Raw genomic sequence first — 24,088 nt, forward strand, 5'->3', positions numbered from 1 at the left:
GAGTACGCACACGCCAAGCTCGACGCCCTGCGCGGCGGCGCGCTGCTTCAGGCGGATCGCCGCCGACAGCCCGGCCGGGCCGCCGCCGACGATCACCACGTCGTATTCCATCGACTCGCGCGGGCCGTACTGCTCAATGAGACTTGCGGGGGTCATTGATGCTCCTCTTACCGTTAGAATGCTTTTTTCGGGTTCGTATTGTGGGCGATCGATCCCCGCACTGCAACCCGATGAACGTAGATTAGCACGATCGTTCTATTTCGTGATGCGGTATCGAACCGTCGCGACGGTCCGGCCGCACCCCGTCAACCGCAGTTGTCACCACAACCGAACAAGGAACGACAATGGGCCGTTCGATCAATCTGGAAGGCAAGGTCGCGCTGATCACCGGCGCCTCGAGCGGGTTGGGCAAGCGCTTCGCTCAGGTGTTGTCGCAGGCGGGCGCCAAGGTCGTACTGGCGAGCCGGCGTACCGAGCGTCTGAAGGAGTTGCGCGCGGAGATCGAGGCGTCCGGCGGCGCGGCGCACGTCGTGTCGCTCGACGTGACCGACTACCAGAGCATCAAGGCGGCCGTCGCGCATGCGGAGACCGAGGCCGGCACGATCGATATTCTCGTCAACAACTCGGGCGTGTCGACCACGCAGAAGCTCTCCGAGGTCACGCCCGCCGACTTCGAATACGTGTTCGACACGAACACGCGCGGCGCGTTTTTCGTCGCGCAGGAAGTCGCCAAGCGCATGATCATGCGCGGCAACAATGCGCAGAAACCGTCGTACCGGATCATCAACATCGCGTCGATGGCGGGGTTGCGCGTGCTGCCGCAAATCGGCCTCTATTCGATGAGCAAGGCCGCGGTCGTCCATATGACGAAGGCGATGGCGCTCGAATGGGGCAAGCACGGCATCAACGTGAACGCGATCTGCCCGGGTTATATCGACACGGAGATCAACCATCACCACTGGTCGACCGAGCAGGGGCAGAAGCTCGTGTCGATGCTGCCGCGTCATCGCGTCGGCAAGCCGGAAGATCTCGACGGGCTGCTGTTGCTGCTCGCGGCGGACGAATCGCAGTTCATCAACGGTTCGGTAATCGCGGCCGACGACGGCTTCGGGCTCGCCTGAGCGCGTCCGGGCGCGAGTTTTTTCAACGTTTCAATGCTTCAAGACAGCAGGGAAGAACGGAAGTACAGAATGAGCGATTTTCACGCAGTTTTCGAAATGGCAATGCCGATTCGCTGGGGCGACATGGACGCGTTCGGCCACGTGAACAACACGGTTTACTTCCGCTACATGGAGCAGGTGCGGATTTCGTGGTTCGAGCAGATGGGTTTTCTCGGCGGCACCGAGGGGCAGGGGCCGGTCATCGTCAATGCGTCGATGGAGTTTCTGAAGCAGTTGCACTATCCGGGCGACGTGATCGGCCGGATGTCGGTGGCGACGCCGGGGCGCAGCAGCTTCGATACCGCGTTCGAACTCGTGCGCGCCGACGAACCCGATACGCTGTATGCGCGCGGCGCCGCGCGCTGCGTGTGGATCGACTATGCGGCGGGCAAGTCGGTGCCGGTGCCCGATTCGCTGCGTGCGGCGATCGAGCGTGCGGCGCTCGTGAAGGCGGCCTGACAGCGCACGCTACGCGCGGCGATCCGGTTCTTTCGCTCAATTCCCGAGCAGCCGCTGCAACAGCTCGGTCGCGTTCCCCGTTTCGTATTTACGCATGAGCCGCGCGCGGTACACGTCGACCGTGCGCGGGCTAATGTCGAGCACACGGCCGATCTGCTTGCTGGTCTTGCCGGTCACGAGTTGCGCGGCGATTTCGCGCTCGCGTGGCGTGAGTTCCACGGCGACGCGCCGTGTCGCGCTCAGATCCTCGAACGTCCAGACGCCCGCCGCGTGCGGGTCGGAGCGCTGCTGCGCGCGGCCCGTTACGTGGCACCAGAACAGTTCGCCGTTCGCGCGCTTCATGATGCGGTCGTCCGCGTAGCTGCCGTAGGCGGTCATGATCGGCGGAATGCGCGCGCCTATGCGCTCGAATTCATCGGCCGACGGATACAGCACCTGGAACGACTGGCTGATCAGCGCCTCGCGCGCGTAGCCGAAAATCGACGCGAGTTCGTCATTGCAGTCGTCGATAATCCTTTCGCGCGACAGCACGAGTCCGATCGGGGCAAGGTGAAACGCGGCGCGGTAATCGAGGGCGGGCATGGGCGGGCGGCAAGTACTTATGTATTTTTGCGTATTGTGCCGTATGGCGGGGCCAGCGTACTCTTTCGGGCAAATAACGGCGCGGCGCGATGCATACCGGTCGGGCCCGGCGCACGGGTCGCCGCGGATGGCTAGAATGAGGTAGCGGCATCATGGCGATGCCAGATTCGCCGTCAGCGATGCGAGCCGCAACGATCGGGCGGCCGGCGCTCCGGTTTCGGGTTTCCATAGAGGAAGGGACAAACTGATGAACAAGGTCTATCCGGGCGCCGCCGAGGCGCTGAAAGACATCGTCAAGGACGGGCAGACGTTCGCCGTCGGCGGCTTCGGGCTGTGCGGCATTCCCGAGGCGCTGATCGCGGCATTGCGCGATTCGAAGGTGCGGGACATCACCTGCATCAGCAACAACGCGGGCGTCGACGGTTTCGGCCTCGGCCTGCTGCTCGAAACGCGCCAGATCAGGAAGATGATCTCGTCGTACGTCGGCGAGAACAAGGAGTTCGAGCGCCAGTACCTGGCCGGCGAACTCGAACTCGAATTCACGCCGCAGGGCACGCTCGCCGAAAAGCTGCGCGCGGGCGGCTCGGGCATCCCGGCGTTTTTCACGAACACGGGCTACGGCACGCTGATCGCCGAGGGCAAGGAAACCCGCCAGTTCGGCGACAGGCAGTACGTGCTCGAACATTCGCTGACCGCCGACGTCGCGCTCGTCAAGGCATGGAAGGCCGACAAGTCGGGCAACCTGATCTACCGCCGCACCGCGCGCAACTTCAATCCGATGTGCGCGATGGCGGGCCGCATCACCGTCGCGGAAGTCGAGGAGATCGTCGAGGTGGGCGAGTTCGATCCGGACGCGATCCATACGCCGGGCATCTTCGTGCAGCGCATCGTGCTAAATGCGCATCCGGAAAAACGCATCGAACAACGTATCGTCCGCGCGAAAGGAGACTGATCATGGCATGGACTCGTGACGAAATGGCCGCGCGCGCGGCGCAGGAATTGCAGGACGGCTTCTACGTGAACCTCGGCATCGGTCTGCCGACGCTGGTCGCGAACCACGTGCCGCCGGGCGTCGAAGTGTGGCTGCAGTCGGAGAACGGCCTGCTCGGCATCGGCCCGTCGCCGACCGAGGAAGAAGTCGACGCGGATCTCATCAACGCGGGCAAGCAGACCGTGACCACGTTGCCGGGTTCGTCGATTTTCTCGTCGGCCGACTCGTTCGCGATGATTCGCGGCGGCCACATCAATCTGGCGATTCTCGGCGCGATGCAGATCAGCAAGAAGGGCGATCTCGCGAACTGGATGATCCCGGGCAAGATGATCAAGGGCATGGGCGGCGCGATGGACCTGGTCGCGGGCGTCAAGCGCGTGGTCGTGCTGATGGAGCATGTCGCGAAGGGCGACCAGCACAAGATTCTCGAAGAGTGCACGTTGCCGCTGACGGGCGTGGGTGTGGTCGACGAGATCATTACCGACCTCGGCGTGATCGAAGTGACCGATGCCGGCCTGAAGGTGATCGAACTGGCGCCGGGCGTGACGGTCGACGAGATCAAGGCGAAGACCGGCGCGTCGCTCGACGTGAGCGCGGTGAGCTGAGCTTGTGGTGACATTGCCGCTTCGCTTGAGACAGGCGGGGCGGTGATAGGCGGTTTTTGGGGCGGGCGAGACGCGAGTCTCGCCCGTTCTGTTTTTGTGCATTCGAATCTTGCATGCCGTCCTACGCCTTCCGGCTAATCCTTGTCGCGCGGCGAAGCGGTTTACAATCGTCGGCAGATCGAGCACATGATGATTTTCGTTGTGATGTCAGTCATATCGCTGCCGTAGCGAGCTGTGTTCAAGATCCCGCGTTCAGGATCCCGTGTTCAAGACCCATCAGCCGCGCCTTTGCAAGGACCTCAGATGACCGCAACGACTTCCGCTTCCACCGCCGGGCGGCCCGAGCCGCGTCAACGTTACGTGCAGTGCGCGAGCGCCGCCGGGCTGCATCGCGTCGCCTATACCGAATGGGGCGACCCGGACAATCCGCGCGTGCTGGTGTGCGTGCATGGACTTACGCGATCGGGGCGCGATTTCGACCGCCTCGCCGCCGACTTCGCCGAGACCTATCGCGTGGTTTGCCCGGACGTGGTCGGCCGGGGCTTGTCGTCGTGGCTCGCGAACCCCAGCTTATACGGAGTGCCGCAGTTCGTCGCCGACATGGTCACGCTGATCGCGCGGCTCGACGTCGAGAGTGTCGACTGGTTCGGCACGTCGATGGGCGGTTTGATCGGCATGGGGCTCGCCGGTCTGCCCGCAACGCCGATCCGCAAGATGCTGCTGAACGACGTCGGGCCGCACCTCGAACCGGCGGCCGTGAAGCGTATCGGCGACTACCTCGGCAAACCGGTGCGTTTCGAAACGCTGCAGCAAGGTATCGATTACGCCGCTGAACTTGCGCAAAGCTTCGGTCCGCTCACGCCGGACGAATGGCGCGAAATCAATACGCCGCTTTTGCGCGAACAGGACGGTGCGTGGGTGCTGCGCTACGACCCGCGCATCGCGCAGCCGTTTGCCGCGGTGACCGAAGACGCCGCGAAGCTCGGCGAGGCCGCGCTCTGGCATTCGCTCGCAGCGTTCCAGGGACCGGTGCTCGTGGTGCGTGGCGAGCAGTCCGATCTGCTCTCGCGTGAAACCGTCGCGAAGATGGTGGCGAGCGGCCCCGCCGTATCGAGCGTGGAGATTCCCGGCGTCGGACACGCGCCGGCATTTCTCGCGGCAGACCAGATCGCGATCGCGCGGCGGTTCTTCATCGGTGACGGCGCGAACGCGTCATAATATTAGGCTCCGCGTGGCATGGACCGTTCGTGGCCCGTGGCGCGCGGAATGCATTTCGACCAACCCACCCCGTTCAGGATTTTTTATGGCAGTCATTCGTCATCACGTCGGCAAGCGTCTTTCCGAAATCGCCGTGCATAACGGCACCGTGTATCTCGCGGGGCAGATCGCCGAAGACACGGATCAGGACATCACGGGTCAGACGCGCGAGGTACTCGGCCACATCGACCGTCTGCTGGCTGAGGTGAACAGCGACAAGTCGCAACTGTTGTCGGTGCAGATCTACATCTCGGACATGGTGCACTTCGCCGGCATGAACGCAGTGTGGGACGAGTGGGTCGCGCAGGGCGACACGCCGCCGCGCGCCACCGTCGAGGCGAAGCTCGCGAACCCGAAGTGCCTCGTCGAAATCGTCGTGGTCGCGGCGCAGCACGGCTAGGCCACGCCCAACGCTGCATGCCCGTTACGCAGTACCGTTGTTGCAATCCCGTTGATTCGTCTGGCCCGGCGGGCCGTCGCACCATGAATACCGAAACCGTTACGAACGCGCCACATCCCCATCCGTCCTTCGACGAAGCGATGGCGTTCGTACGCGAGCATGCGGGCGAGGTGCGGCTGTCGTCGGGCGAACTGCTCGCGGATCACGCGGCGGGCACGGCGTCGATCATGCGCACGCTCAACGTCGATCCGCCGGCCGTGCTGGCCGCGGCGCTGTTTGCGCTGACGCCGCATCTGCGCGATCCCGAGCGCGTGATCGCCGACAACTTCGGCGAGGAAGTCGCGCAACTGGTCGGCGACGTGCGCAAGCTGCTGCGTCTCGGCACGGTCAGCCTGCGCGCGGCGCAGAATGCGATGCCCGAAGCCGGGCGCGATGCGCAGGCCGCGCGCCGTGCCCAGGTCGAGGCGCTGCGCAAGATGCTGCTCGCGTTCGCACAGGACATCCGCGTGGTGCTGATTCGGCTCGCCTCGCGCCTGCAGTCGCTGCGCTATTACGCGGCGGCAAAAGTCACGCCGTCGCCCGACGTGGCGCGCGAGACGCTCGATATCTACGCGCCGCTCGCGAACCGTCTCGGCATCTGGCAACTGAAGTGGGAACTCGAAGATCTTGCGTTCCGCTTCGAAGAGCCGGCCACGTACAAGCGCATCGCGAAGCTGCTCGACGAGAAGCGTGTCGAGCGCGAGAGCTATGTCGCGCAGGCGATCGAACGATTGCAGCAGGAGCTGGCCGCCGCGCATATTCATGCCGAAGTGAGTGGCCGGCCGAAGCATATCTACAGCATCTGGCGCAAGATGCGCGGCAAGGAACTCGATTTCGCCGAGCTTTACGATGTGCGCGCATTCCGTGTGATCGTGCCGGATATCAAGGACTGCTACACCGTGCTCGGTATCGTGCACAACCTGTGGCAGCCGGTGCCGAGAGAGTTCGACGACTACATCTCGCGGCCGAAGCCGAACGGCTACAAGTCGCTGCACACGGTCGTGATCGGCGACGACGGCCGCGCGTTCGAAGTGCAGATCCGCACGCAGGAAATGCATCGCTTCGCCGAATATGGCGTGGCCGCGCACTGGCGCTACAAGGAAGCGGGCGCGCGCGGTTACGGCGGCACCTTCGCGGCGAACGAGAAGTATGACGAGAAGATCGCATGGTTGCGCCAACTGCTTGCGTGGAAGGACGAAGTGTCCGAGGGCGAGCATGGCGCGGAGCGCGCGGCGCAGCCGTGGGAGCAACTGCGTCAGGCCACGCTCGATGACGACCATATCTACGTATTGACGCCGCAGGCGCGCGTGATCCCGTTGCCGCACGGCGCGACGCCGCTCGACTTCGCGTATCACCTGCACAGCGAGCTCGGGCATCGCTGCCGCGGCGCACGCGTCGACGGCGCGATGGTGCCGCTCAACACGGCATTGCAGAACGGGCAGACGGTCGAGATCGTCGCGGTGAAGGAGGGTGGTCCGTCGCGCGACTGGCTCAACCCGCAGCTCGGCTATCTGCAGAGTTCGCGCGCGCGGCAGAAAGTGCGCGCGTGGTTCAACGCGGTCGATTTGCAGGAGCACATCGCGAACGGGCGCGCGATGGTCGAAAAGACCTTGCAGCGCGAGGGCAAGACCTCGGTCAATCTCGATCAGCTGGCGGCGCGGCTCGGCTTCAAGACCACCGACGATCTGTTCTCCGTGGTCGGCAAGGAAGAGTTCAGCCTGCGGCTCGTCGAGCAGGCGCTGCACGATGCGCCGCCGCCCGCGCCCGAGGTCGATGCACCGGAGAAATTCGAGAAGCGCAGCAGCGGTGCGAGCGTCGCGCGCGGCGCGTCCACGGGCGTGCTCGTGGTCGGCGTCGACGCGTTGCTCACGCAGCTCGCGCGTTGCTGCCGGCCGGCGCCGCCCGACGATATCAGCGGCTTCGTCACGCGCGGCAAGGGCATGTCGGTACACCGCAGCGACTGCGCGACGTTCCGCCGTATGGCCGAGCGCGCGCCGGAGCGCGTGCTGCAAACGGCATGGTCGGCGGATGTGATGAGCGGGCGCGGCCACTCGGTCTATCCGGTCGATCTCAGCATCGAAGCGACGGATCGGCAAGGACTGCTGCGCGACATTTCCGAAGTGTTTGCGCGGGAAAAGATGAACGTGATCGGCGTGAAGACGCAATCGCGCCGCAACGCCGCGTTCATGCAATTTACCGTCGAGGTGTCGAGTTCCGCGCAGATTCAGCGCGCGTGCACGCTGCTCGGCGAAGTGACGGGCGTGGTGCGGGCGTCGCGCAAGAACTGAGGCGCGTGATGCGTTGCGAGGGTTTGCAGGGCAAGCGCTCGCGCGTCCGTTCGATGAACGGAAATACTGCTCGCGACCTCAACGTGAAATTTAAAGTCTCCGCATAAAAGTACTTGCCAAGTTTTTCTGGACCCCATATACTCTCGTTTCTTCAGGCTCGTAGCTCAGCTGGTTAGAGCACCACCTTGACATGGTGGGGGTCGTTGGTTCGAGTCCAATCGAGCCTACCAACGAAAAAGAAATTCCGGCTTGGCCGGGGTTTCGCAAACTGCAGTAAGCGCCTTGGCGCAAAAAGGCCGGATACGGCTGAGGGCGAAACGGTTATGGCACCGCGAACGTTGACCGAAACTACTTCGGAGCGACGCTAGTCGAGGACCACTTTCGCCAATGTAGTTTGCAAGAAGTGTGAATGCGGCCCCTCGAAAGCGGGGCCGCATTTTTTTTGTCTTTTTCTTTTTTGACCTGCTTGTATGTGCCGCGCCGGTCGGCACCACGGAGAACGCAATGGTTTCGATACGTTTGCCTGACGGTTCTGTTCGACAGTACGAGCATCCGGTGACCGTCGCCGAAGTGGCCGCCTCGATCGGCCCCGGCCTCGCGAAAGCCGCGCTCGGCGGAAAAATCGACGGCGAGCTCGTCGACACGTCCGCGCTGATCGATCGCGACGTGGCGCTTGCCATCGTCACCGAAAAGGACGCAGACGGTCTTGATATCATCCGCCACTCGACGGCGCACCTGCTTGCGTACGCGGTGAAGGATCTGTACCCGGAAGCGCAGGTCACGATCGGGCCGGTCATCGACAACGGCTTCTATTACGACTTTTCCTACAACCGTCCCTTCACGCCGGAAGATCTCGACAAGATCGAGAAGCGCATGCAGGAGCTCGCGAAGAAGGACGAGCCGGTGTCGCGCCGCGTGGTGTCGCGCGACGAGGCGGTCGAGTATTTCAAGAGCATCGGCGAAAAATACAAGGCCGAGCTCATCGAGGCGATTCCCGCCAGCGACGAAATCAAGCTGTACTCGCACGGCGGCTTCACGGACCTGTGCCGTGGCCCGCACGTGCCGTCCACGGGCAAGCTGAAGGTCTTCAAGCTGATGAAGGTCGCGGGTGCGTACTGGCGCGGCGACTCGAAGAACGAGCAACTGCAGCGCATTTACGGTACGGCCTGGACGAAGAAGGAAGATCAGGAAGCGTATCTGCACATGCTCGAAGAAGCCGAGAAGCGCGACCACCGCAAGCTCGGCAAGCAGCTCGACCTGTTCCACATGCAGGACGAGTCGCCGGGCATGGTGTTCTGGCATCCGCGCGGCTGGACGCTGTGGCAGCAGGTCGAGCAGTACATGCGCCGTCGCGTGAACGACGCGGGCTACCTCGAAATCAAGACGCCGATGATCATGGACCGCTCGCTGTGGGAGGCGTCGGGTCACTGGCAGAACTATCGTGAAAACATGTTCACGACGGAATCGGAAAAGCGCGACTACGCGATCAAGCCGATGAACTGCCCCGGTCACGTGCAGGTGTTCAATCACGGTTTGCGCTCGTATCGCGATCTGCCGCTGCGTTATGCGGAGTTCGGTTCGTGCCATCGCAACGAGTCGTCGGGCGCGCTGCATGGCCTGATGCGCGTGCGCGGCTTCGTGCAGGACGACGCGCATATTTTCTGTACCGAAGACCAGTTCATCAGCGAATCGATCGCGTTCAACACGCTGGCGATGAGCGTCTATCGTGACTTCGGCTTCGACAATGTCGAGATCAAGCTTTCGTTGCGCCCCGACGCGCGCGCCGGCACCGACGAAACCTGGGATCGCGCGGAGCAGGGTTTGCGCGAGGCGCTGACGGCCTGCGGCGTGACCTGGGAAGAGCTGCCGGGCGAGGGCGCGTTCTACGGCCCGAAGGTCGAATATCACATCAAGGACGCGCTTGGCCGCTCGTGGCAGTGCGGCACGTTGCAGCTCGACATGGTGTTGCCGGAGCGTCTTGGCGCCGAATATGTCGCCGAGGACAACAGCCGCCGCCGCCCGATCATGCTGCACAGGGCAATCGTCGGATCAATGGAACGTTTCCTCGGGATTCTGATCGAGCACCATGCTGGTGCAATGCCCGCGTGGCTCGCGCCGATGCAGGTCGTCGTCATGAATATCGCGGAAAGTCAGGCCGAATATGCGCAGTCTCTAGCCCAATCGTTGCAAAAACAAGGGGTTAGAGTTGAGGCTGATTTGCGCAACGAGAAGATTAGCTATAAAATACGCGAGCACACGCTGGAAAAGGTCCCGTACCTGCTCGTGGTCGGCGACAAAGAGCGTGAAGCACAAACGGTAGCCGTGCGTGCCCGTGGCGGTGTCGATCTGGGTGTGATGCCTGTCGATACCTTCATTGAGCGTCTGCGCCAGGACGTGCAGTCGTTCAATTGAGCCACTTGGCAGCCCGGCTCGTTTTTTTTAATTTTTAGAGGAAACGTAACATCGCTACTGATAAGTCTGCGCACCGCATCAACGGTGAAATTACAGCACCCGAGGTGCGACTGGTCGGGGTCGAGAACGAACCGCTCGGCATCGTGAAACTCGCTGATGCGTTCCGTATGTCGGAGCAGCAGGACGTGGATCTGGTTGAAATCGCGCCGCAAGCGGTTCCGCCGGTTTGCCGTTTGATGGACTACGGCAAGTTCAAGTACCAGGAAGCGAAGAAGCAACACGAGGCCAAGCTTAAGCAGAAGGTGATCCAGGTCAAGGAAGTCAAATTCCGCCCGGGTACCGACGACGGTGACTACAACGTCAAGCTGCGCAACCTCGTTCGCTTCCTCGAAGACGGCGACAAGACGAAAATCACGTTGCGTTTCCGTGGCCGCGAAATGGCTCACCAGGAAATCGGCATGCGCATGCTCGAACGCCTGCGCACCGACCTCGACGAAGTCGGTCAGGTCGAGCAGATGCCGAAAATGGAAGGGCGCCAGATGATCATGGTGCTCGCGCCGAAGAAAAAGAAGTAAGCGCAAGGCAGTTGGCCGGAGCGGCGGCGCACCATGTGGTGCGCGCTTCGGTGGCAAAAATTTGTAAGGTGCCGTGCCGGGTGTCTGTCACGGTATCGGAAGGTTTCGGAACGGCGCACATGCAAGTAGTGTGCGATGGTTCCCGAAAAGCGGCCGCTGGCGGTATCGGCGGTCTGCATACCAAGTGGAATGGGTTTCGAAGGGCGGGAAATGGCCAACTGGCCGACCGCACACCCATATCCATCTAATAATGGAGTTGTCATGCCGAAGATGAAGACCAAGAAGAGCGCTGCAAAGCGTTTCGTGGTGCGTCCGGGCGGTACCGTCAAGCGCGGTCAGGCCTTCAAGCGTCACATTCTTACCAAGAAGACCACCAAGAACAAACGCCATCTGCGCGGCTCCACGGCAGTTCATGATTCCAATCTGAACTCCGTTCGCGCAATGCTGCCGTTCGCTTAACCCTTAACCGACACTCATAGGAGCGAAACATGCCTCGAGTAAAACGTGGGGTTACCGCACGGGCCCGTCACAAGAAGATCATCAAGCTGGCCAAGGGTTACCGCGGCCGTCGCAATAACGTCTATCGCATCGCCAAGCAGGCGGTCATGCGTGCAGGCCAGTACGCCTACCGCGATCGCCGCAACAAGAAGCGTGTGTTCCGCGCACTGTGGATCACGCGTATCAACGCGGCGGTGCGTCAGCACGACATGACGTACAGCGTGTTCATCAACGGCCTGAAGAAGGCGTCGATCGAACTGGATCGCAAGGTGCTGGCCGACATGGCTGTGTTCGACAAGGCTGCTTTTGCTGCGATCGTTCAGCAGGTGAAAGCCGCCGTTGCAGCCTGATTGCGCTTCTGGCAATTAAAACTGCGTGGTTCGTTGCAGCGAACATCCGGTAGTCCCGGTGACGCTGCAACAAAAACGGGGCTCCTCACCGAGCCCCGTTTTTGTTGGTAGAACCAGTTTTGTTTCGATAGAACACTGACGTTGAAATGATGGGATCAATGGATCTGGACCAGATTGTCGCCGACGCGCAAAAAGCCTTCGCAGAAGCCTCCGACGTCACCACCCTCGAAAACGAGAAAGCGCGCTTTCTCGGTAAGTCGGGTGCGTTGACCGATCTGTTGAAAGGGCTTGGCAAACTCGATCCCGAAACGCGCAAGACCGAAGGCGCACGGATCAACCTCGTCAAGCAACAGGTCGAAGCCGCGCTGACGGCACGCCGTCAGGCGCTTGCCGAGGCGCTGCTGAACCAGCGCCTCGCCGCCGAAGCGATCGACGTCACGCTGCCGGGCCGCGGTGCCGGCGCGGGTAGCCTGCACCCGGTGATGCGCACCTGGGAGCGCGTTGAACAGATTTTCCGTACGATCGGATTCGATGTGGCCGACGGCCCCGAGATCGAAACCGACTGGTACAACTTCACCTCGCTGAACAGCCCGGAAAACCATCCGGCGCGTTCGATGCAGGACACCTTCTACGTCGACGGCAAGGACGCCGACGGCCGCCAGCTGCTGCTGCGCACGCATACGAGCCCGATGCAGGTGCGTTACGCACGCACCAACACGCCGCCGATCAAGGTGATCGTGCCGGGCCGCACGTATCGCGTGGACAGCGACGCGACGCATTCGCCGATGTTCAACCAGGTCGAAGGCCTGTGGATCGACGAGAACATCAGCTTCGCGGACCTGAAGGGCGTCTACACCGATTTCCTGAAGAAATTCTTCGAGCGCGACGACATTCTCGTGCGCTTCCGTCCGTCGTATTTCCCGTTCACCGAACCGTCGGCCGAGATCGATATGCTGTTCGAAACGGGCAAGAACGCCGGCAAGTGGCTCGAAATTTCGGGCTCGGGCCAGGTTCACCCGACCGTGATCCGCAACATGGGGCTCGACCCGGAGCGCTACATCGGCTTTGCTTTCGGCAGCGGCCTCGAGCGTCTCACGATGCTGCGTTACGGTGTGCAGGACCTGCGCCTGTTCTTCGAAAACGACCTGCGTTTCCTGCGTCAATTCGCATGAACCGGCGCGCGCGAGCGCGACAACGCATAGAACGCGGCAGCGCACCCGGTGTGCGCCGCGAGCGTCTCCGGCAGTGCCTGCCGAACCGGCGCACGACCGCCGAGTTACACGAAGCATCTGCCGGACGTGGACCCAACCTGATCAGAACGTACACAGAACCATGCAATTTCCGGAATCCTGGCTCAGAACTTTTGTCGATCCGCAACTGACCACCGACGAGCTGTCGCACGCGTTGACGATGGCGGGTCTCGAAGTCGAAGACCTGCGGCCGGCCGCGCCGCCGACCTCGAAGATCGTCGTCGGCCAGGTGCTGGAAGTCGTCAAGCACCCGGATGCGGACAAGCTCAACGTGTGTCAGGTCAACGCCGGCACCGGCGCGACGCTGAACATCGTGTGCGGCGCGCCGAATGTTGCGCCGGGCATCAAGGTGCCGGTCGCGCTGGTGGGCGCACAACTGCCGCCGGTCGAAGAGGGCGGCGCGCCGTTTGCGATCAAGCTGTCGAAGCTGCGCGGCGTGGAAAGCCAGGGCATGCTGTGCTCGGCGCGCGAGCTGAAGCTCTCGGAAGATCATAGCGGCCTCATGATCCTGCCGGAAGATACGCCGATCGGCCAGGACATCCGCGAGACGCTCAATCTCGACGACACCGTTTTCGAAATCAAGCTCACGCCGAACAAGGCCGACTGCCTGTCGGTCTTCGGCGTCGCGCGCGAAACGTCGGCGATTACCGGCGCACCGCTGCGCCTGCTCGATATCAAGCCGGCTCCGATCAAGCTCAGCGAAACGCTGCCCGTGAAAATCTCGGCGCCCGATCTGTGCGGCCGTTTCTCGGGCCGTGTGATCCGCGGCGTCAATGCGCGCGCGAAGTCGCCGCAATGGATGGTCGAGCGTCTCGAACGCTCGGGCCAGCGCAGCATCTCCGCGCTCGTCGATATCTCGAACTACGTGATGCTCGAACTGGGGCGGCCGTCGCACGTGTTCGATCTCGACAAGATTCACGGCGGCATGGACGTGCGCTGGGGCCGCAAGGGCGAAACGCTGAAGCTGCTGAACGGCAACACGGTCGAACTCGACGAAACGGTCGGCGTGATTGCCGACGAGCAGCATATCGAAAGCCTCGCGGGCATCATGGGCGGCGACAGCACCGCGGTCACGCTCGACACCACCAACATCTATCTCGAAGCCGCGTTCTGGTGGCCCGATAGCATTCGCGGCCGCTCGCGCAAGTACAACTTCTCGACCGATGCGGGCCATCGCTTCGAGCGCGGCGTCGACTACGCGACGACCGTCGAGCATATCGAGCGCATCACGCAACTGATCCTCGACATCTGCGGCGGCGAAGCGGGTCCGGTGGATGACCAGACCGTCAACGTGCCGAAGCGCGAACCCGTGAAGATGCGTGTCGCGCGCGCGAACCGCATCATCGGCGTGGCGATCGGCGCAGAGGACATCGCGCAGATTTTCACGCGCCTCGGCCTCTCGTTCGAACGCGACGGCGATACGTTCTCGGTGATGCCGCCGTCGTACCGCTTCGATATCGAGATCGAAGAGGACCTGATCGAGGAAGTCGCGCGCATCTACGGCTTCGAAAAGATTCCGGCTCACCCGCCGGTCGCGACGAGCGAAATGCGCGCGACCCACGAGACGCAGCGCTCGATCCATGTGATCCGCCACGCGCTTGCCGCGCGCGATTACGCGGAAACGGTGAACTTCAGTTTCGTCGACGCCGAATGGGAGCAGGACTTCGCGGGCAATAGCAATCCGGTGCGTCTGCTCAATCCGATCGCGAGCCAGTTGTCGGTGATGCGCACGACGCTGTTCGGCAGCCTGATCCACGTATTGCGCACGAACCTGAACCGTCGCGCCGCGGACCGCGTGCGCGTGTTCGAAGCCGGTCGCGTGTTCCTGCACGATCCGTCGATCAAGGCCGGCGAGCTGACCGTCGAAGGCTTTGCGCAGCCGAAGATGATCGGCGCGCTTGCCTATGGTGCCGCGCTCGAAGAGCAGTGGGGCACGCCGGCACGCGCGGTCGACTTTTTCGATGTGAAGGGCGATCTCGAAGCGCTGGTCGCACCCGCGGTTGCGCGTTTCGTGAAGACCGAGCATCCGGCGCTGCATCCGGGACGCAGCGCGCGTATCGAATTGAATGGCCGCGCGGTGGGTTGGGTCGGTGAATTGCATCCGCGCTGGATGCAAAAATATGATTTGCCGCATGCGCCGATTCTGTTTGAAATCGAAGCGGAAGCATTAATGCAGCGGATATTGCCGATTCCGTCGGAAGTTTCAAAATTCCCGCCGGTTCGACGTGATATTGCGGTGGTCGTCGATCAGAAAATCGAGGTTCAGGCGCTGCTCGACGAGCTTCAGAAGGCCCAGTCCGAACCGGCCTGCAAGGCTGTCCAGAAGGTTGCGCTTTTCGACGAATTCCGTCCAAAATCAAATACTTCCGGTGGTCTGGCCGCGCACGAGAAAAGCCTTGCGTTCCGGGTGACCTTGCAAGATACTGGCGGAACCCTTCAGGATGAAACGGTCGATCTGGCCATTCAAACTCTGGTGGAACGTCTTGCTCGAGTATATGGCGCACGGTTGCGCGGATAACCCGCATTTAACAATTGCACGGCTGTTTCCGCATCCATTGTTTTATGTTTGGCGCGCCATTTGATAGATATGAATGAAATGAACTCGAGTGATTTCGAAGCCCTTCTTACGGCGCAGCGTAGCGCCATGATTCGAGATATTCCGACATCACCCGCCGCCGTTTCCGCTGAAACGCCGACACTGACCAAGGCGGAACTTGCCGAGTTGCTGTTCGACAATGTCGGGCTCAACAAGCGGGAAGCCAAGGACATGGTCGAAGCGTTCTTCGAGGTGATTCGCGATGCACTCGAGAGCGGCGACAGCGTAAAGCTGTCCGGGTTCGGCAACTTCCAGTTGCGCGACAAGCCCCAGCGTCCCGGCAGAAACCCGAAGACGGGCGAGGCGATTCCGATCGCCGCGCGCCGCGTTGTGACGTTTCATGCAAGTCAAAAGCTGAAAGCGCTGGTGGAGAACGGCGCCGAGGCGAGCTTCGCGCGCTGATCGCCTGGCGCGCTTTCCGCGCAACCCATCACGGCTGACCGAAGATGACCGCGACGATCGAAAAAGTCGTCTTGCCTCCGATTCCGGCGAAGCGCTACTTCACGATTGGTGAGGTCAGCGAACTATGTGGCGTGAAGCCTCATGTGCTGCGTTACTGGGAGCAGGAATTCACCCAGTTGAAGCCGGTCAAGCGGCGCGGCAATCGCCGCTATTACCAGCATCATGAAGTGCTGCTGATCCGTCGGATCCGCGAGTTGCTGTACGAGCAGGGGTTCACGATCAACGGGGCGCGCAACCGGCTCGATGCGCATGGCGGTCATGCACCGCAGGATGAAGAGGGCGCGGCGACTGCCGAGGGCGAGGGGGCGGTAGCGCAGGCGGCTTCATCAACTACGGTGACGGCAGTGGTCGATGTCGAGCAGTTGCGCAAGGAACTGCAGAACGTGATCGATCTGCTAGGCCACTAGTTCGGACGGTTCTTCCTTGCTTTGTTCGTGCGGGGCAGTTCTAATCGAATCAAGTGTCTGTTATAATTTTTCTTCTGTTCGGGGCGTAGCGCAGCCTGGTAGCGTACCTGCATGGGGTGCAGGTGGTCGGAGGTTCAAATCCTCTCGCCCCGACCAAAAAATCAACGGCTTACAGACGATTGTCTGTAAGCCGTTTTTCTTTGCCTCAATTTTTACCCCCACTTTTTACCCCACCATCTTTACCTTCTTTTTGCATTACGGAGAGGGCAAAGGCGTGTTAGCGACGGCGCTACCGATCACGGATAAGGCAAGTCGACCTCATTGCTCGCCGTTGGCCATGAGCAAGGAATCGCCTATCTCCGCGCAGCGCATAGTACAGGCTGATTTCGCAACCTGTGGTTGTTCGACTCTCCCCGTCTTCGCCAGTAGGCGGCCAATTTAGCCGAAACAAAAAGAGCTTCGTATTGTTGCCAGCGTCGCTGGGCGGTAGAGCGCAGCTGTGGCAAGCGAGCGGCTCACCGAGTGCGTAGGCGAAGTGACCAGTTGGCGCCACGCGACCGCCCGTCATCGATTCGAGACAGGACGCACCTTCGTCTTCGGATTCTTTCGAATCGGCAGGTCGTCGGCGGCAGCAGCGGCAACAGCGCGCGCTCATTAACCACGCATGCGCGCTAAACTGCCAGGCCATAGAGATGGGCGAGCTGGTCTTTTTCATGTTCATCATTCTCGGGTACATCTGGACCATTTCGCCGCGGGCGATCCGTTGTCGGGAAGTGGTTGGGCGGAACATTTATTGACCGCCAACGGCATTTCTTGCCAAGTACGATGAGATCCGGTTTGAATCTGGCGCACCAGACCTTCACTGAGATCTACTCCATTGACGACTCGGTGAATTCGATGGAGCCTTCCGGGGCATATGTTCGTAATCGCGGAAAATTCGCAAGCAAACTCGTTAGGGCCTCTCGGGCCTTATTTGCAAGCCCGTCTGCGAGCGTTGAAAATTCACCATTGCGCGTTACAAGAAAAATAGATCGCATTGAGTTGCCTCGATCAATTGGAACCAGGTCAATCGCATCAATGAATCGCTCTCCTGTTTGAAGCAAACAGGTCGGCGTCGTAATCGCCCAACCTAGCCCTTGCGAAACCAACAGCGTTAGCGTCTCGGCATGATCGACCTCAAGTTTTCTTGGAGGGTCGACAGCGTTGTACCGCAGGATGCGCTCGACACGAATACCCAGAGTGGAAACATGCCGATACCGAATGAATGCCTGTGACGCCGCGAGCGATTGCAGTGTTGCAGGTGTGCTACAACGATTAGCGCGGCACATGATTGCTACGAAGTTCTCTCGATACAAAAAGTGATGGCTGAATTCTTTTCGATCTACCAATGGATTGGTGGAGATAATGAGGTCTACGTCACGGTTCGCAAGCGCATCTTCCTGATCAACCGCCATACCGATTTGAACTGACAGTCCGCTGGTCCGTTCCAGCAGCCACCGGATTAACTCCGGTCCGATCGCGTTGGCCACTGAATCAATCACGCCTATCCGAACATAGACACTTTCATGCTTTGAAGCCTCTATGGCCTGCGCTTTCAACTGACGCGCCATGGCAATCACCGGGCCCGCATTATTCGCGATATAAAAGCCGGCCGACGTTAGCATTAGTGGACGCCGCGACCGGTCCACCAGTACGAGTCCAAGTGATTGCTCAAGTTGTGCCAGCGCGTGTGACACCGCTGGTTGGCTAACCCCGAGCACAGTTGCGGCGCTCGACATGCTACCGGTCGCCGCGACCGTTAAGAAGATGTCGATCTGGTAGAGATCAATCGGCCGGTCCGAAAGCTGAATCATATTGGTCCTTGCAGCACTGGTGACGCAGGGTGGAGTCAGCGAAATCGCCGTCCCGATGAAGCTTCGGATTGAGGCCTATCGAATGCTTTCATAACGGTTATAAGAATTCTTTATTGTAGTGTTTTTGCGAAATATAGAGTCGCCCTGCCTCCTAGAATGGTTGCTGTCAGACGACAACACATATTAGACAGGAGACAGTCAGCATGATCCCATACACCGATGCGACTGCGATAGGCCCCACGGCAGAATCGCGTGAACAGGTCAATCTTGAGGATGCACCACTAACGCAGTTTCACTTGCTAGTCACGCTGGCTGGCACTGGCGGTCAATTCAGCGATGGTTTCATCCTGGGTATTATTGGTATTGCACTGGCCGTCGCAGCTCCGCAGTTGCACCTCAACGCATACTGGCTGGGGCTTCTGGGAGCGGCGTCCTTGGCTGGCCTATTTGTGGGCAGCCTGGTAGCTGGTCCGCTCGTCGATCGCGCTGGGCGCCGCGCTGTATTCAACTACGATATGGCGCTGTTTTCGATTATTTCGTTAGCACAGTACTGGGTGACGAATCCCGGACAACTACTAGTCCTACGTCTTTTGCTTGGAGTAATACTCGGATTCGACTATGTGGTAAGCAAGGCGATGTTGATCGAGTATTCCCCACGTCGTATGCGCGGACGCCTGTTAAGTTGGCTCGCTATAGCGTGGACCTTGGGCTACACAGGTGCGTATATCGTCGGTTACGTATTGAAAGACCACGGTGTAGATGTTTGGCGGCTGATGCTGTTGTCGAGTGCAATTCCATCGGCGGTGGCTTTCCTCCTTCGTGTGCGTGTACCGGAATCCCCCCTGTGGCTTCAGCGCAAAGGTCGTCTCACGGAAGCGCAGGCGATCGTTCGGACCCGCATTGGAGTCAACGTAATTCTCAGTCCGATCGGACCATCGGCCGTACCCTCCGGGATGGCAGGTGTCGCAAGTCTGTTCTCCAAAAAATGGCGAGTCCGACTTTTTGTCGCCTGTTTCTCCTATATGTGCCTTGTGATTCCATATTTTTCGTTAGGCACGTTTTCGCCCATGGTTTTTGATTCAATGCATATCGCAAACAAGTTCATTGCTGGCTTGATATACAACCTGTTTCTTCTGATCGGAGCAATCGGCGGTACGTTACTGGTGGATCGTGTCGGCAGGCGAACGTTTCTCTTGACGGGTTTTTTTCTCGCAGCATCTTCGCTTGCCGCACTGTCGCTTGGCAACAGTCTTCCCGACACACTCATCGTTGCGTTGTTTGCCATATTCGCCTGTGTACTAAGTGGAACTAATAATCTGGTATTTCTCTATCCGCAAGAATTGTTTCCGACGAACGTGCGGGCGACTGGACTGGGCTTCGCCGTCGCTGCGAGCCGGCTTGGCTCCGCATCTGCCACATTTGCACTCCCCACGATCGTTACAGCGTACGGTGGCCCGACAGCGGTGCTTCTTTGCATTGCAGTCCTGGTGGTGGGCGGCGTAACTTGCGCGTTCCTGGCACCCGAGACGCGGCATGAATCGTTGGTTGGGTAACCATACATGATGAAGAGAGCTATGAAAGGGTACCGAACTGAAAGTGACTCGCTCGGCGATTGCGAATTGCCCGTCGACGCGCTTTACGGCATTAACACTCTACGTGCAAAGCAGAATTTCCAGTATTCCGATGAAGTTCTGGCCCAGTACCCGCGCCTCGTTGGTTGGCTGGCGCGAACGAAGCGCGCGATTGCGCGAGTGCACGTGCGTCATGGCAAGCTCACCCGGGAGCAGGGTGAATGTATCAGCGCGGCCTGTCTGGAACTCGTTCAGGGGCACCACACAGAAGCCCTGATCGTCGATCCGCTCGAAGGGGCTTGCGGTACGTCCATCAACATGAACATCAACGAGGTGATCGCAAATAGGGCTCTGCAGTTAATGGGACATGCACCTGGCGAATACCGTTTTTTGCATCCCATTGACCACGTGAATCTTGGCCAATCGACGAGTGATGCACTTCTTAGTGCAATGAAACTTGCGTTACACGAGGAGACTCAGACTGTCGGGAACGTGGTCAGGCAGCTTGCGCTATCGCTACGCGACAAGCAAAGCGAATTCGGGGGAATCTTACGTCTCGGGCGAACCTGCTTGCAGGATGCTCTGCCAATGCGGTTGGATCAGGCGTTCGGTGGTTACGCATCGCTAGCTGAGCGCAGTGCCTCTGCGCTGGTCGCGCAGTTGCCGGCTCTGCGCGCAATATGTCTGGGAGCGACGGCGGTCGGTACAGGGCTTGGCAGCTATTGTGGTTATCGTGAGGCGGTCACCGCTGAGTTATCGGAACTTGCCGGTATGCAACTCACGCAGGTCGACGATCTATTCGACGCCGTGCAGAACATGGACGGTTTCGCCACACTCGCTGCCACGATAAAAACAGTGGCCCTTTCACTCTCGAAGATTGCCAACGATATCTTACTTCTCAGTTCAGGACCGCGTGGCGGCATTGCAGAACTCGCTTTGGCGCCGCATCAAGCCGGGTCGTCAATGATGCCTGGCAAGATAAACCCGGTGCATGCGATAGGACTAACGCAGGCGGCCTTCATGATATCCGGCGCTGAGCACAGCGTGATGCTCGCATGCGCCGGTGGACAATTGGAAAATAACAACTACAAGCCATTGATCGCGACATGTTTATTCAAGGCACTGAGGCTCGTGGAGCGAGCGGTATTTCTGTTTGATACCCACGTGGTGCGCCCGCTCAAGGCCGATCATGAGTTGAGCATGCGACATCTCGCTGACTCGATGGCGATAGCACCTGTAGTCAAAGAAAAAATAGGATATGCGCGGACGTCATCTCTAGTACGTCAAGCAGTGGCATCGGGAAAGACGTTGTTAAAGGTACTCGTTGACGAAGGTATCGTGAGCGAAGGCGAGGTGCAGGAACTCCTGCGACAAAGCAGTTTCCACCCTGATCTCCCTCATCCACAAATGTGAGCAAACCCGCTGCGGTCGACAGGAAGACTAGCTCAGCATAACTCGTCGAAAATCGGACCGCGGCGTGGCCAACGCTAGCCGTACGTCATCTGAAAATTGAAGCCATCTCGTTGGCGGCGGCTAAAGACCAATAACTGTGTGACAGATTCGAACCGGCCCATGCATCCAAACCGGAGAATGAAAAGGACTTATGTCATCGCCTTGATATGAAAAAAATTTTCGTTTTATTGAAATTTTTCATTCTAAATCGCGTTGAATTTAACCGGGCGACCGTTCTCCGAGGGGCGGAAAATGGAAGAAATTTGTGGCCCAATGAAATCGCATGATAAATTCAAAAAAATGATTAGTGGAGTGAGGAATTTCTCATTTTTACTGATCCCGAATTTTACGATGAATCCGCTCGTAAATGCGATAGAAGTATTGCGATTGGCAAATCAGCTCGGACGGAAGGATCTGTTCAAATGGACACTCTATTCAGAAGGCGGCGGAGCAATTGAATCAAGCAATGGAATTTCATTTCAAACAAAGGTGATTCAAGATGCTCCATTACCGGATATCTTGTTTATATGTGCTGGAAACGATGTACATCGGTTAAGACTTGCTTCGTGTCTGTCACTCGTGAGGAAATTTGCAGCCTCAGGAGTTCTCCTTGGAGGGATGTGCACAGGTTCATTCGTTCTGGCTAAAGCGGGGCTCCTTGATGGGTACTCGTGCACGATTCATTGGGAGTATCTAACAATGCAGAAGGAGATGTTTCATAGAGTGAAATTTGAGAAACGGATTTTTGTCGTTGATCGGGACAGAATTACGTGTATCGGTGGCACCGCGTCTTTGGACATGATGTTGCATTTAATTGATGGGGAAGTTGGAAGTGATTTAAAGAAAAATATATTGGAATTTCTCGTTATTGAATCGATAAGAGGCGGGGAATCTTTGAAGCCAACTCCGAAAATCGATGGATACGGTTTTCACCAGGATATTCTGCGATCTGCCATTGAAATAATGGAAAATAACGTAGAAGAACCACTTTCATGTGAGGAGCTATCGCGACGGATCGGAATTTCAACCAGACAGCTACAGCGCATTTTTGGGAGAAATTCAGGAGGCGGGATTAAAAGATGCTATATTGCCATCAGGCTACGACGCGCGCGAGAACGGATTGTTCAATCAAATATGAATATTTCAGATATATCGATTGCGAGCGGATTTCATTCTCTGGCCCATTTCAGTCAAAGCTATAAGGATTTTTTTGGCTTGCCGCCAACGGAAGATCGCCGCCTGGCACAGACAGAGCTGAAAAACGAGCATGGCGATGTCGGCAATCCGTTGCGTTTATTGCCTTCGCGCAGCGCGAGCGGATTGAACTGATCCTGTGCCGTGAATTGTCGGCGGGGACCGTCAGGTCATGGCGAGAAACTGTCTGTAGGCCGGCCCGACCCAATAGAGTTGGCACGCGCCAGATCTTGGTGGGGCATCGATGTCGCTGCACCGTTTGCCGCCGACTCTGTGTCCGCCGTCGTCACGGGGACAATTTCGGGCCTCGTATACGAAGCGTGCCCCCATACGGAGACGACCGTGATCGCACTCGAGTTCGGTACCGTCGCCCTCGAAGAGTTTGTCGATGCTTTGCGAGGTGACCATCGACTCCATCTTTACCCAACCAGCGAGATGGACTTCGTGGCCGTCAAGAAGCAGAACCGTGACGCCTTTTATGTCGACACCGATCTTTGGCGTGGCATGGTACCCGCTCAGTTTCGAAGCGCCGTTGGCCAAGCCATGGTGAGGCTGAAATAGACTGATTTTTCTCGCCCTCAGTACGCTTCGCGGGACTGCCGCGTAGAGCAATACCGAGGCGGGGAAAAGTTTTGTATCACCTCTTGAGGAGAACCGTCGACCTTCCCGATGACGCAATTCAGCCATGCTTTCCGAAAAAGCTGCGGAACGCGGAGGGCGGCAGGCCGAACTTGCGTTGAAAGGCTCTGCGCATTTGCTCCTCCGAGGCGAAGCCGCAGCGGTCCGCGATAATCGCAGTTCCGCTTGTGGTTGTCTCCAACATGATTCGAGCTCTCGATAGCCGCAGTTCCTGGACAGCGACGAAAGGTGAGCACCCCATAGCCAGCCTGAAGCGTCGCTGGAACGTTCTCGATGTCTGACCGGCCGCTGAGGCAAGTTCCTCGACACTCCACGTTTTGTGAAGCGCGGCCGATACCTTGGCCATCAGGGGGGAAAATTCAGCTGCTCCGGCCTTTTCCTGCATGACAAGTGTCTCGCTGAATTGGGCCTGTCCGCCAGGGCGCCGCAAATAAACAACGAGCTTCTTGGCCACAGATGCCGCCACGCGGTAACCATGGTCTTCTTCCACCAACGCAAGGGCCATGTCGATACCGGCGGTTACACCCGCCGATGTCCAGACGTTGCCGTCGTTCACGAAGATCGGCGACTCCTCCACACGGATCTTCGGATACCTGGAGCGCAGTGCGTCGCATTTCTCCCAGTGCGTCGTTGCCCGTCTGTCGTCAAGAACACCCGCGGCCGCCAGCAGGAATGCCCCTGTACACACGGAGCAAAGCCGTCGCGCCGTTGCCTGGCTACCTGAGATCGAACTCGTGAGTGTGCGACTTGCACAAGCTCTTTCCACACCGGTGCCGCCAGGGACGACGATCGTGTCTGCCTGATCCAATGTTTTTAGATCCGCGTCGACGACGATATCAGGTCCGGCGCTGGCGCGAACCCTGCCAGGCACCTCTGAAACCGTTATGAGCGTGTAGGCAGGCGAGGACATTTCTCGATTTGCCAGGGCGAAGACCTGCATAGGCCCTGCGATGTCCAGTGGCTGGTACTCGTCGTACACGACAAAAGTCACAAGGCGTGGCTCGTTTGGCAGGAAAGGGGGGCGATTTGAGTTTTTTGCCACTCTCCT

General features: G+C 59.3%; 23 protein-coding genes, 2 tRNA genes and 1 pseudogene. 22 read left to right on the forward strand and 4 right to left on the reverse strand.

The features are described from left to right. On the reverse strand, nucleotides 1–156 hold a 156-nt coding region (locus tag GXB81_RS08440; protein ID WP_167043565.1), incomplete at its 3' end, for an FAD-dependent oxidoreductase. Between the two features lie 188 nt (nucleotides 157–344). Here GXB81_RS08440 and GXB81_RS08445 point away from each other — a divergent pair. Together GXB81_RS08445 and GXB81_RS08450 are read left to right on the forward strand one after the other, a co-directional pair. Then, nucleotides 345–1,121: an SDR family oxidoreductase gene (locus tag GXB81_RS08445; RefSeq protein WP_167043563.1), complete on the forward strand. Its 777-nt coding sequence runs from the start codon at nucleotides 345–347 to the stop codon at nucleotides 1,119–1,121. Between the two features lie 69 nt (nucleotides 1,122–1,190). Next, nucleotides 1,191–1,619, forward strand: a complete 429-nt coding sequence (locus tag GXB81_RS08450; RefSeq protein WP_240159026.1) for a thioesterase family protein — start codon at nucleotides 1,191–1,193, stop codon at nucleotides 1,617–1,619. A gap of 36 nt (nucleotides 1,620–1,655) precedes the next feature. On the opposite strand, the gene GXB81_RS08455 is transcribed toward GXB81_RS08450, so the two are convergent. Continuing rightward, nucleotides 1,656–2,201 carry a LuxR C-terminal-related transcriptional regulator gene (locus GXB81_RS08455; protein ID WP_205988875.1) on the reverse strand — a complete coding sequence of 182 codons (546 nt, stop codon included), beginning with the start codon at nucleotides 2,199–2,201 and terminating at the stop codon, nucleotides 1,656–1,658. Nucleotides 2,202–2,448: 247 nt separating this feature from the next. On the opposite strand from GXB81_RS08455, the gene GXB81_RS08460 reads away from it, so the two are divergent. From GXB81_RS08460 to GXB81_RS31370, 16 genes and pseudogenes are all read left to right on the forward strand, one after another. Continuing rightward, nucleotides 2,449–3,153: a CoA transferase subunit A gene (locus tag GXB81_RS08460; RefSeq protein WP_205988877.1), complete on the forward strand. Its 705-nt coding sequence runs from the start codon at nucleotides 2,449–2,451 to the stop codon at nucleotides 3,151–3,153. A 2-nt stretch (nucleotides 3,154–3,155) separates the two neighbouring features. Further along, entirely contained in the window at nucleotides 3,156–3,797 is a 642-nt protein-coding gene (locus GXB81_RS08465) for a CoA transferase subunit B (RefSeq protein WP_167043555.1), read from the forward strand. 303 nt (nucleotides 3,798–4,100) lie between these two features. After that, entirely contained in the window at nucleotides 4,101–5,015 is a 915-nt protein-coding gene (locus GXB81_RS08470; RefSeq protein WP_167043553.1) for an alpha/beta hydrolase, read from the forward strand. Between the two features lie 85 nt (nucleotides 5,016–5,100). Next, on the forward strand, nucleotides 5,101–5,454 hold the full coding sequence (locus GXB81_RS08475) for a RidA family protein (protein WP_167043551.1): 354 nt from the start codon (nucleotides 5,101–5,103) through the stop codon (nucleotides 5,452–5,454). Nucleotides 5,455–5,537: 83 nt separating this feature from the next. Next, nucleotides 5,538–7,781 carry a bifunctional (p)ppGpp synthetase/guanosine-3',5'-bis(diphosphate) 3'-pyrophosphohydrolase gene (locus tag GXB81_RS08480; protein WP_167283280.1) on the forward strand — a complete coding sequence of 748 codons (2,244 nt, stop codon included), beginning with the start codon at nucleotides 5,538–5,540 and terminating at the stop codon, nucleotides 7,779–7,781. A gap of 153 nt (nucleotides 7,782–7,934) precedes the next feature. Then, nucleotides 7,935–8,011, forward strand: a tRNA-Val gene (locus GXB81_RS08485). 274 nt (nucleotides 8,012–8,285) lie between these two features. Beyond that, nucleotides 8,286–10,193, forward strand: a complete 1,908-nt coding sequence (thrS, locus tag GXB81_RS08490) for a threonine--tRNA ligase (protein WP_205988879.1) — start codon at nucleotides 8,286–8,288, stop codon at nucleotides 10,191–10,193. A gap of 50 nt (nucleotides 10,194–10,243) precedes the next feature. Beyond that, nucleotides 10,244–10,768 carry a translation initiation factor IF-3 gene (infC, locus tag GXB81_RS08495; RefSeq protein ID WP_075643713.1) on the forward strand — a complete coding sequence of 175 codons (525 nt, stop codon included), beginning with the start codon at nucleotides 10,244–10,246 and terminating at the stop codon, nucleotides 10,766–10,768. Nucleotides 10,769–11,029: 261 nt separating this feature from the next. Then, nucleotides 11,030–11,227, forward strand: coding sequence for a 50S ribosomal protein L35 (rpmI, locus tag GXB81_RS08500; protein ID WP_167043545.1), 198 nt, complete (start codon nucleotides 11,030–11,032; stop codon nucleotides 11,225–11,227). 29 nt (nucleotides 11,228–11,256) lie between these two features. Beyond that, nucleotides 11,257–11,616 carry a 50S ribosomal protein L20 gene (gene rplT, locus GXB81_RS08505; protein WP_006052502.1) on the forward strand — a complete coding sequence of 120 codons (360 nt, stop codon included), beginning with the start codon at nucleotides 11,257–11,259 and terminating at the stop codon, nucleotides 11,614–11,616. 158 nt (nucleotides 11,617–11,774) lie between these two features. Continuing rightward, nucleotides 11,775–12,788, forward strand: coding sequence for a phenylalanine--tRNA ligase subunit alpha (pheS, locus tag GXB81_RS08510; protein WP_205988880.1), 1,014 nt, complete (start codon nucleotides 11,775–11,777; stop codon nucleotides 12,786–12,788). 160 nt (nucleotides 12,789–12,948) lie between these two features. Beyond that, nucleotides 12,949–15,384: a phenylalanine--tRNA ligase subunit beta gene (gene pheT / locus GXB81_RS08515; RefSeq protein WP_205988881.1), complete on the forward strand. Its 2,436-nt coding sequence runs from the start codon at nucleotides 12,949–12,951 to the stop codon at nucleotides 15,382–15,384. Nucleotides 15,385–15,453: 69 nt separating this feature from the next. Continuing rightward, complete coding sequence (locus GXB81_RS08520; protein WP_205192979.1) at nucleotides 15,454–15,864, forward strand: integration host factor subunit alpha; 411 nt, start codon at nucleotides 15,454–15,456, stop codon at nucleotides 15,862–15,864. Nucleotides 15,865–15,908: 44 nt separating this feature from the next. Then, a complete protein-coding gene (locus tag GXB81_RS08525) occupies nucleotides 15,909–16,331 on the forward strand; it encodes a MerR family transcriptional regulator (RefSeq protein ID WP_167283276.1) in 423 nt (140 codons plus the stop codon). 79 nt (nucleotides 16,332–16,410) lie between these two features. Further along, nucleotides 16,411–16,487: transfer RNA gene (locus tag GXB81_RS08530), tRNA-Pro, on the forward strand. Nucleotides 16,488–16,830: 343 nt separating this feature from the next. Continuing rightward, a pseudogene (locus GXB81_RS31370) lies at nucleotides 16,831–17,041 on the forward strand (SET domain-containing protein-lysine N-methyltransferase); the annotation flags it as partial. Nucleotides 17,042–17,200: 159 nt separating this feature from the next. On the opposite strand, the gene GXB81_RS08535 reads toward GXB81_RS31370, so the two are convergent. Further along, a complete protein-coding gene (locus GXB81_RS08535) occupies nucleotides 17,201–18,184 on the reverse strand; it encodes a LysR family transcriptional regulator (protein ID WP_167043524.1) in 984 nt (327 codons plus the stop codon). 203 nt (nucleotides 18,185–18,387) lie between these two features. Here GXB81_RS08535 and GXB81_RS08540 point away from each other — a divergent pair, with 203 nt between their 5' ends. The 4 genes from GXB81_RS08540 to GXB81_RS08555 all read left to right on the forward strand — a co-directional run bounded on the left by GXB81_RS08540 (nucleotide 18,388) and on the right by GXB81_RS08555 (nucleotide 22,962). After that, entirely contained in the window at nucleotides 18,388–19,737 is a 1,350-nt protein-coding gene (locus GXB81_RS08540; protein ID WP_167043522.1) for an MFS transporter, read from the forward strand. 21 nt (nucleotides 19,738–19,758) lie between these two features. Continuing rightward, on the forward strand, nucleotides 19,759–21,168 hold the full coding sequence (locus tag GXB81_RS08545) for a lyase family protein (protein ID WP_205988882.1): 1,410 nt from the start codon (nucleotides 19,759–19,761) through the stop codon (nucleotides 21,166–21,168). A 291-nt stretch (nucleotides 21,169–21,459) separates the two neighbouring features. Then, nucleotides 21,460–22,536, forward strand: coding sequence for a GlxA family transcriptional regulator (locus tag GXB81_RS08550; RefSeq protein ID WP_205988883.1), 1,077 nt, complete (start codon nucleotides 21,460–21,462; stop codon nucleotides 22,534–22,536). A 9-nt stretch (nucleotides 22,537–22,545) separates the two neighbouring features. After that, the gene (locus tag GXB81_RS08555; RefSeq protein WP_205988884.1) at nucleotides 22,546–22,962 is read left to right on the forward strand and encodes a DUF2817 domain-containing protein; all 417 of its coding nucleotides are present in this window, start codon (nucleotides 22,546–22,548) and stop codon (nucleotides 22,960–22,962) included. A gap of 118 nt (nucleotides 22,963–23,080) precedes the next feature. On the opposite strand, the gene GXB81_RS08560 is transcribed toward GXB81_RS08555, so the two are convergent. Continuing rightward, nucleotides 23,081–24,082, reverse strand: coding sequence for a DJ-1/PfpI family protein (locus tag GXB81_RS08560; RefSeq protein WP_205988885.1), 1,002 nt, complete (start codon nucleotides 24,080–24,082; stop codon nucleotides 23,081–23,083). Nucleotides 24,083–24,088 lie beyond the last annotated feature (6 nt).

The sequence above is a fragment of the Paraburkholderia sp. Ac-20336 genome (genome assembly GCF_017105025.1).
Lineage (GTDB): Bacteria > Pseudomonadota > Gammaproteobacteria > Burkholderiales > Burkholderiaceae > Paraburkholderia.

What these genes read in the sequence shown, in the direction of transcription:
- GXB81_RS08525 (WP_167283276.1), top strand. Translation starts at nt 15,909, where the DNA reads ATGACCGCGACGATCGAAAAAGTCGTCTTGCCTCCGATTCCGGCGAAG.
- GXB81_RS08465 (WP_167043555.1), top strand. Translation starts at nt 3,156, where the DNA reads ATGGCATGGACTCGTGACGAAATGGCCGCGCGCGCGGCGCAGGAATTG.
- rplT (WP_006052502.1), top strand. Translation starts at nt 11,257, where the DNA reads ATGCCTCGAGTAAAACGTGGGGTTACCGCACGGGCCCGTCACAAGAAG.
- rpmI (WP_167043545.1), top strand. Translation starts at nt 11,030, where the DNA reads ATGCCGAAGATGAAGACCAAGAAGAGCGCTGCAAAGCGTTTCGTGGTG.
- GXB81_RS08545 (WP_205988882.1), top strand. Translation starts at nt 19,759, where the DNA reads ATGAAAGGGTACCGAACTGAAAGTGACTCGCTCGGCGATTGCGAATTG.
- GXB81_RS08475 (WP_167043551.1), top strand. Translation starts at nt 5,101, where the DNA reads ATGGCAGTCATTCGTCATCACGTCGGCAAGCGTCTTTCCGAAATCGCC.
- thrS (WP_205988879.1), top strand. Translation starts at nt 8,286, where the DNA reads ATGGTTTCGATACGTTTGCCTGACGGTTCTGTTCGACAGTACGAGCAT.
- GXB81_RS08445 (WP_167043563.1), top strand. Translation starts at nt 345, where the DNA reads ATGGGCCGTTCGATCAATCTGGAAGGCAAGGTCGCGCTGATCACCGGC.
- GXB81_RS08550 (WP_205988883.1), top strand. Translation starts at nt 21,460, where the DNA reads ATGGAAGAAATTTGTGGCCCAATGAAATCGCATGATAAATTCAAAAAA.
- GXB81_RS08470 (WP_167043553.1), top strand. Translation starts at nt 4,101, where the DNA reads ATGACCGCAACGACTTCCGCTTCCACCGCCGGGCGGCCCGAGCCGCGT.
- GXB81_RS08450 (WP_240159026.1), top strand. Translation starts at nt 1,191, where the DNA reads ATGAGCGATTTTCACGCAGTTTTCGAAATGGCAATGCCGATTCGCTGG.
- GXB81_RS08520 (WP_205192979.1), top strand. Translation starts at nt 15,454, where the DNA reads ATGAATGAAATGAACTCGAGTGATTTCGAAGCCCTTCTTACGGCGCAG.
- pheT (WP_205988881.1), top strand. Translation starts at nt 12,949, where the DNA reads ATGCAATTTCCGGAATCCTGGCTCAGAACTTTTGTCGATCCGCAACTG.
- GXB81_RS08535 (WP_167043524.1), bottom strand. Translation starts at nt 18,184, where the DNA reads ATGATTCAGCTTTCGGACCGGCCGATTGATCTCTACCAGATCGACATC.
- GXB81_RS08455 (WP_205988875.1), bottom strand. Translation starts at nt 2,201, where the DNA reads ATGCCCGCCCTCGATTACCGCGCCGCGTTTCACCTTGCCCCGATCGGA.
- GXB81_RS08480 (WP_167283280.1), top strand. Translation starts at nt 5,538, where the DNA reads ATGAATACCGAAACCGTTACGAACGCGCCACATCCCCATCCGTCCTTC.
- GXB81_RS08540 (WP_167043522.1), top strand. Translation starts at nt 18,388, where the DNA reads ATGATCCCATACACCGATGCGACTGCGATAGGCCCCACGGCAGAATCG.
- pheS (WP_205988880.1), top strand. Translation starts at nt 11,775, where the DNA reads ATGGATCTGGACCAGATTGTCGCCGACGCGCAAAAAGCCTTCGCAGAA.
- GXB81_RS08460 (WP_205988877.1), top strand. Translation starts at nt 2,449, where the DNA reads ATGAACAAGGTCTATCCGGGCGCCGCCGAGGCGCTGAAAGACATCGTC.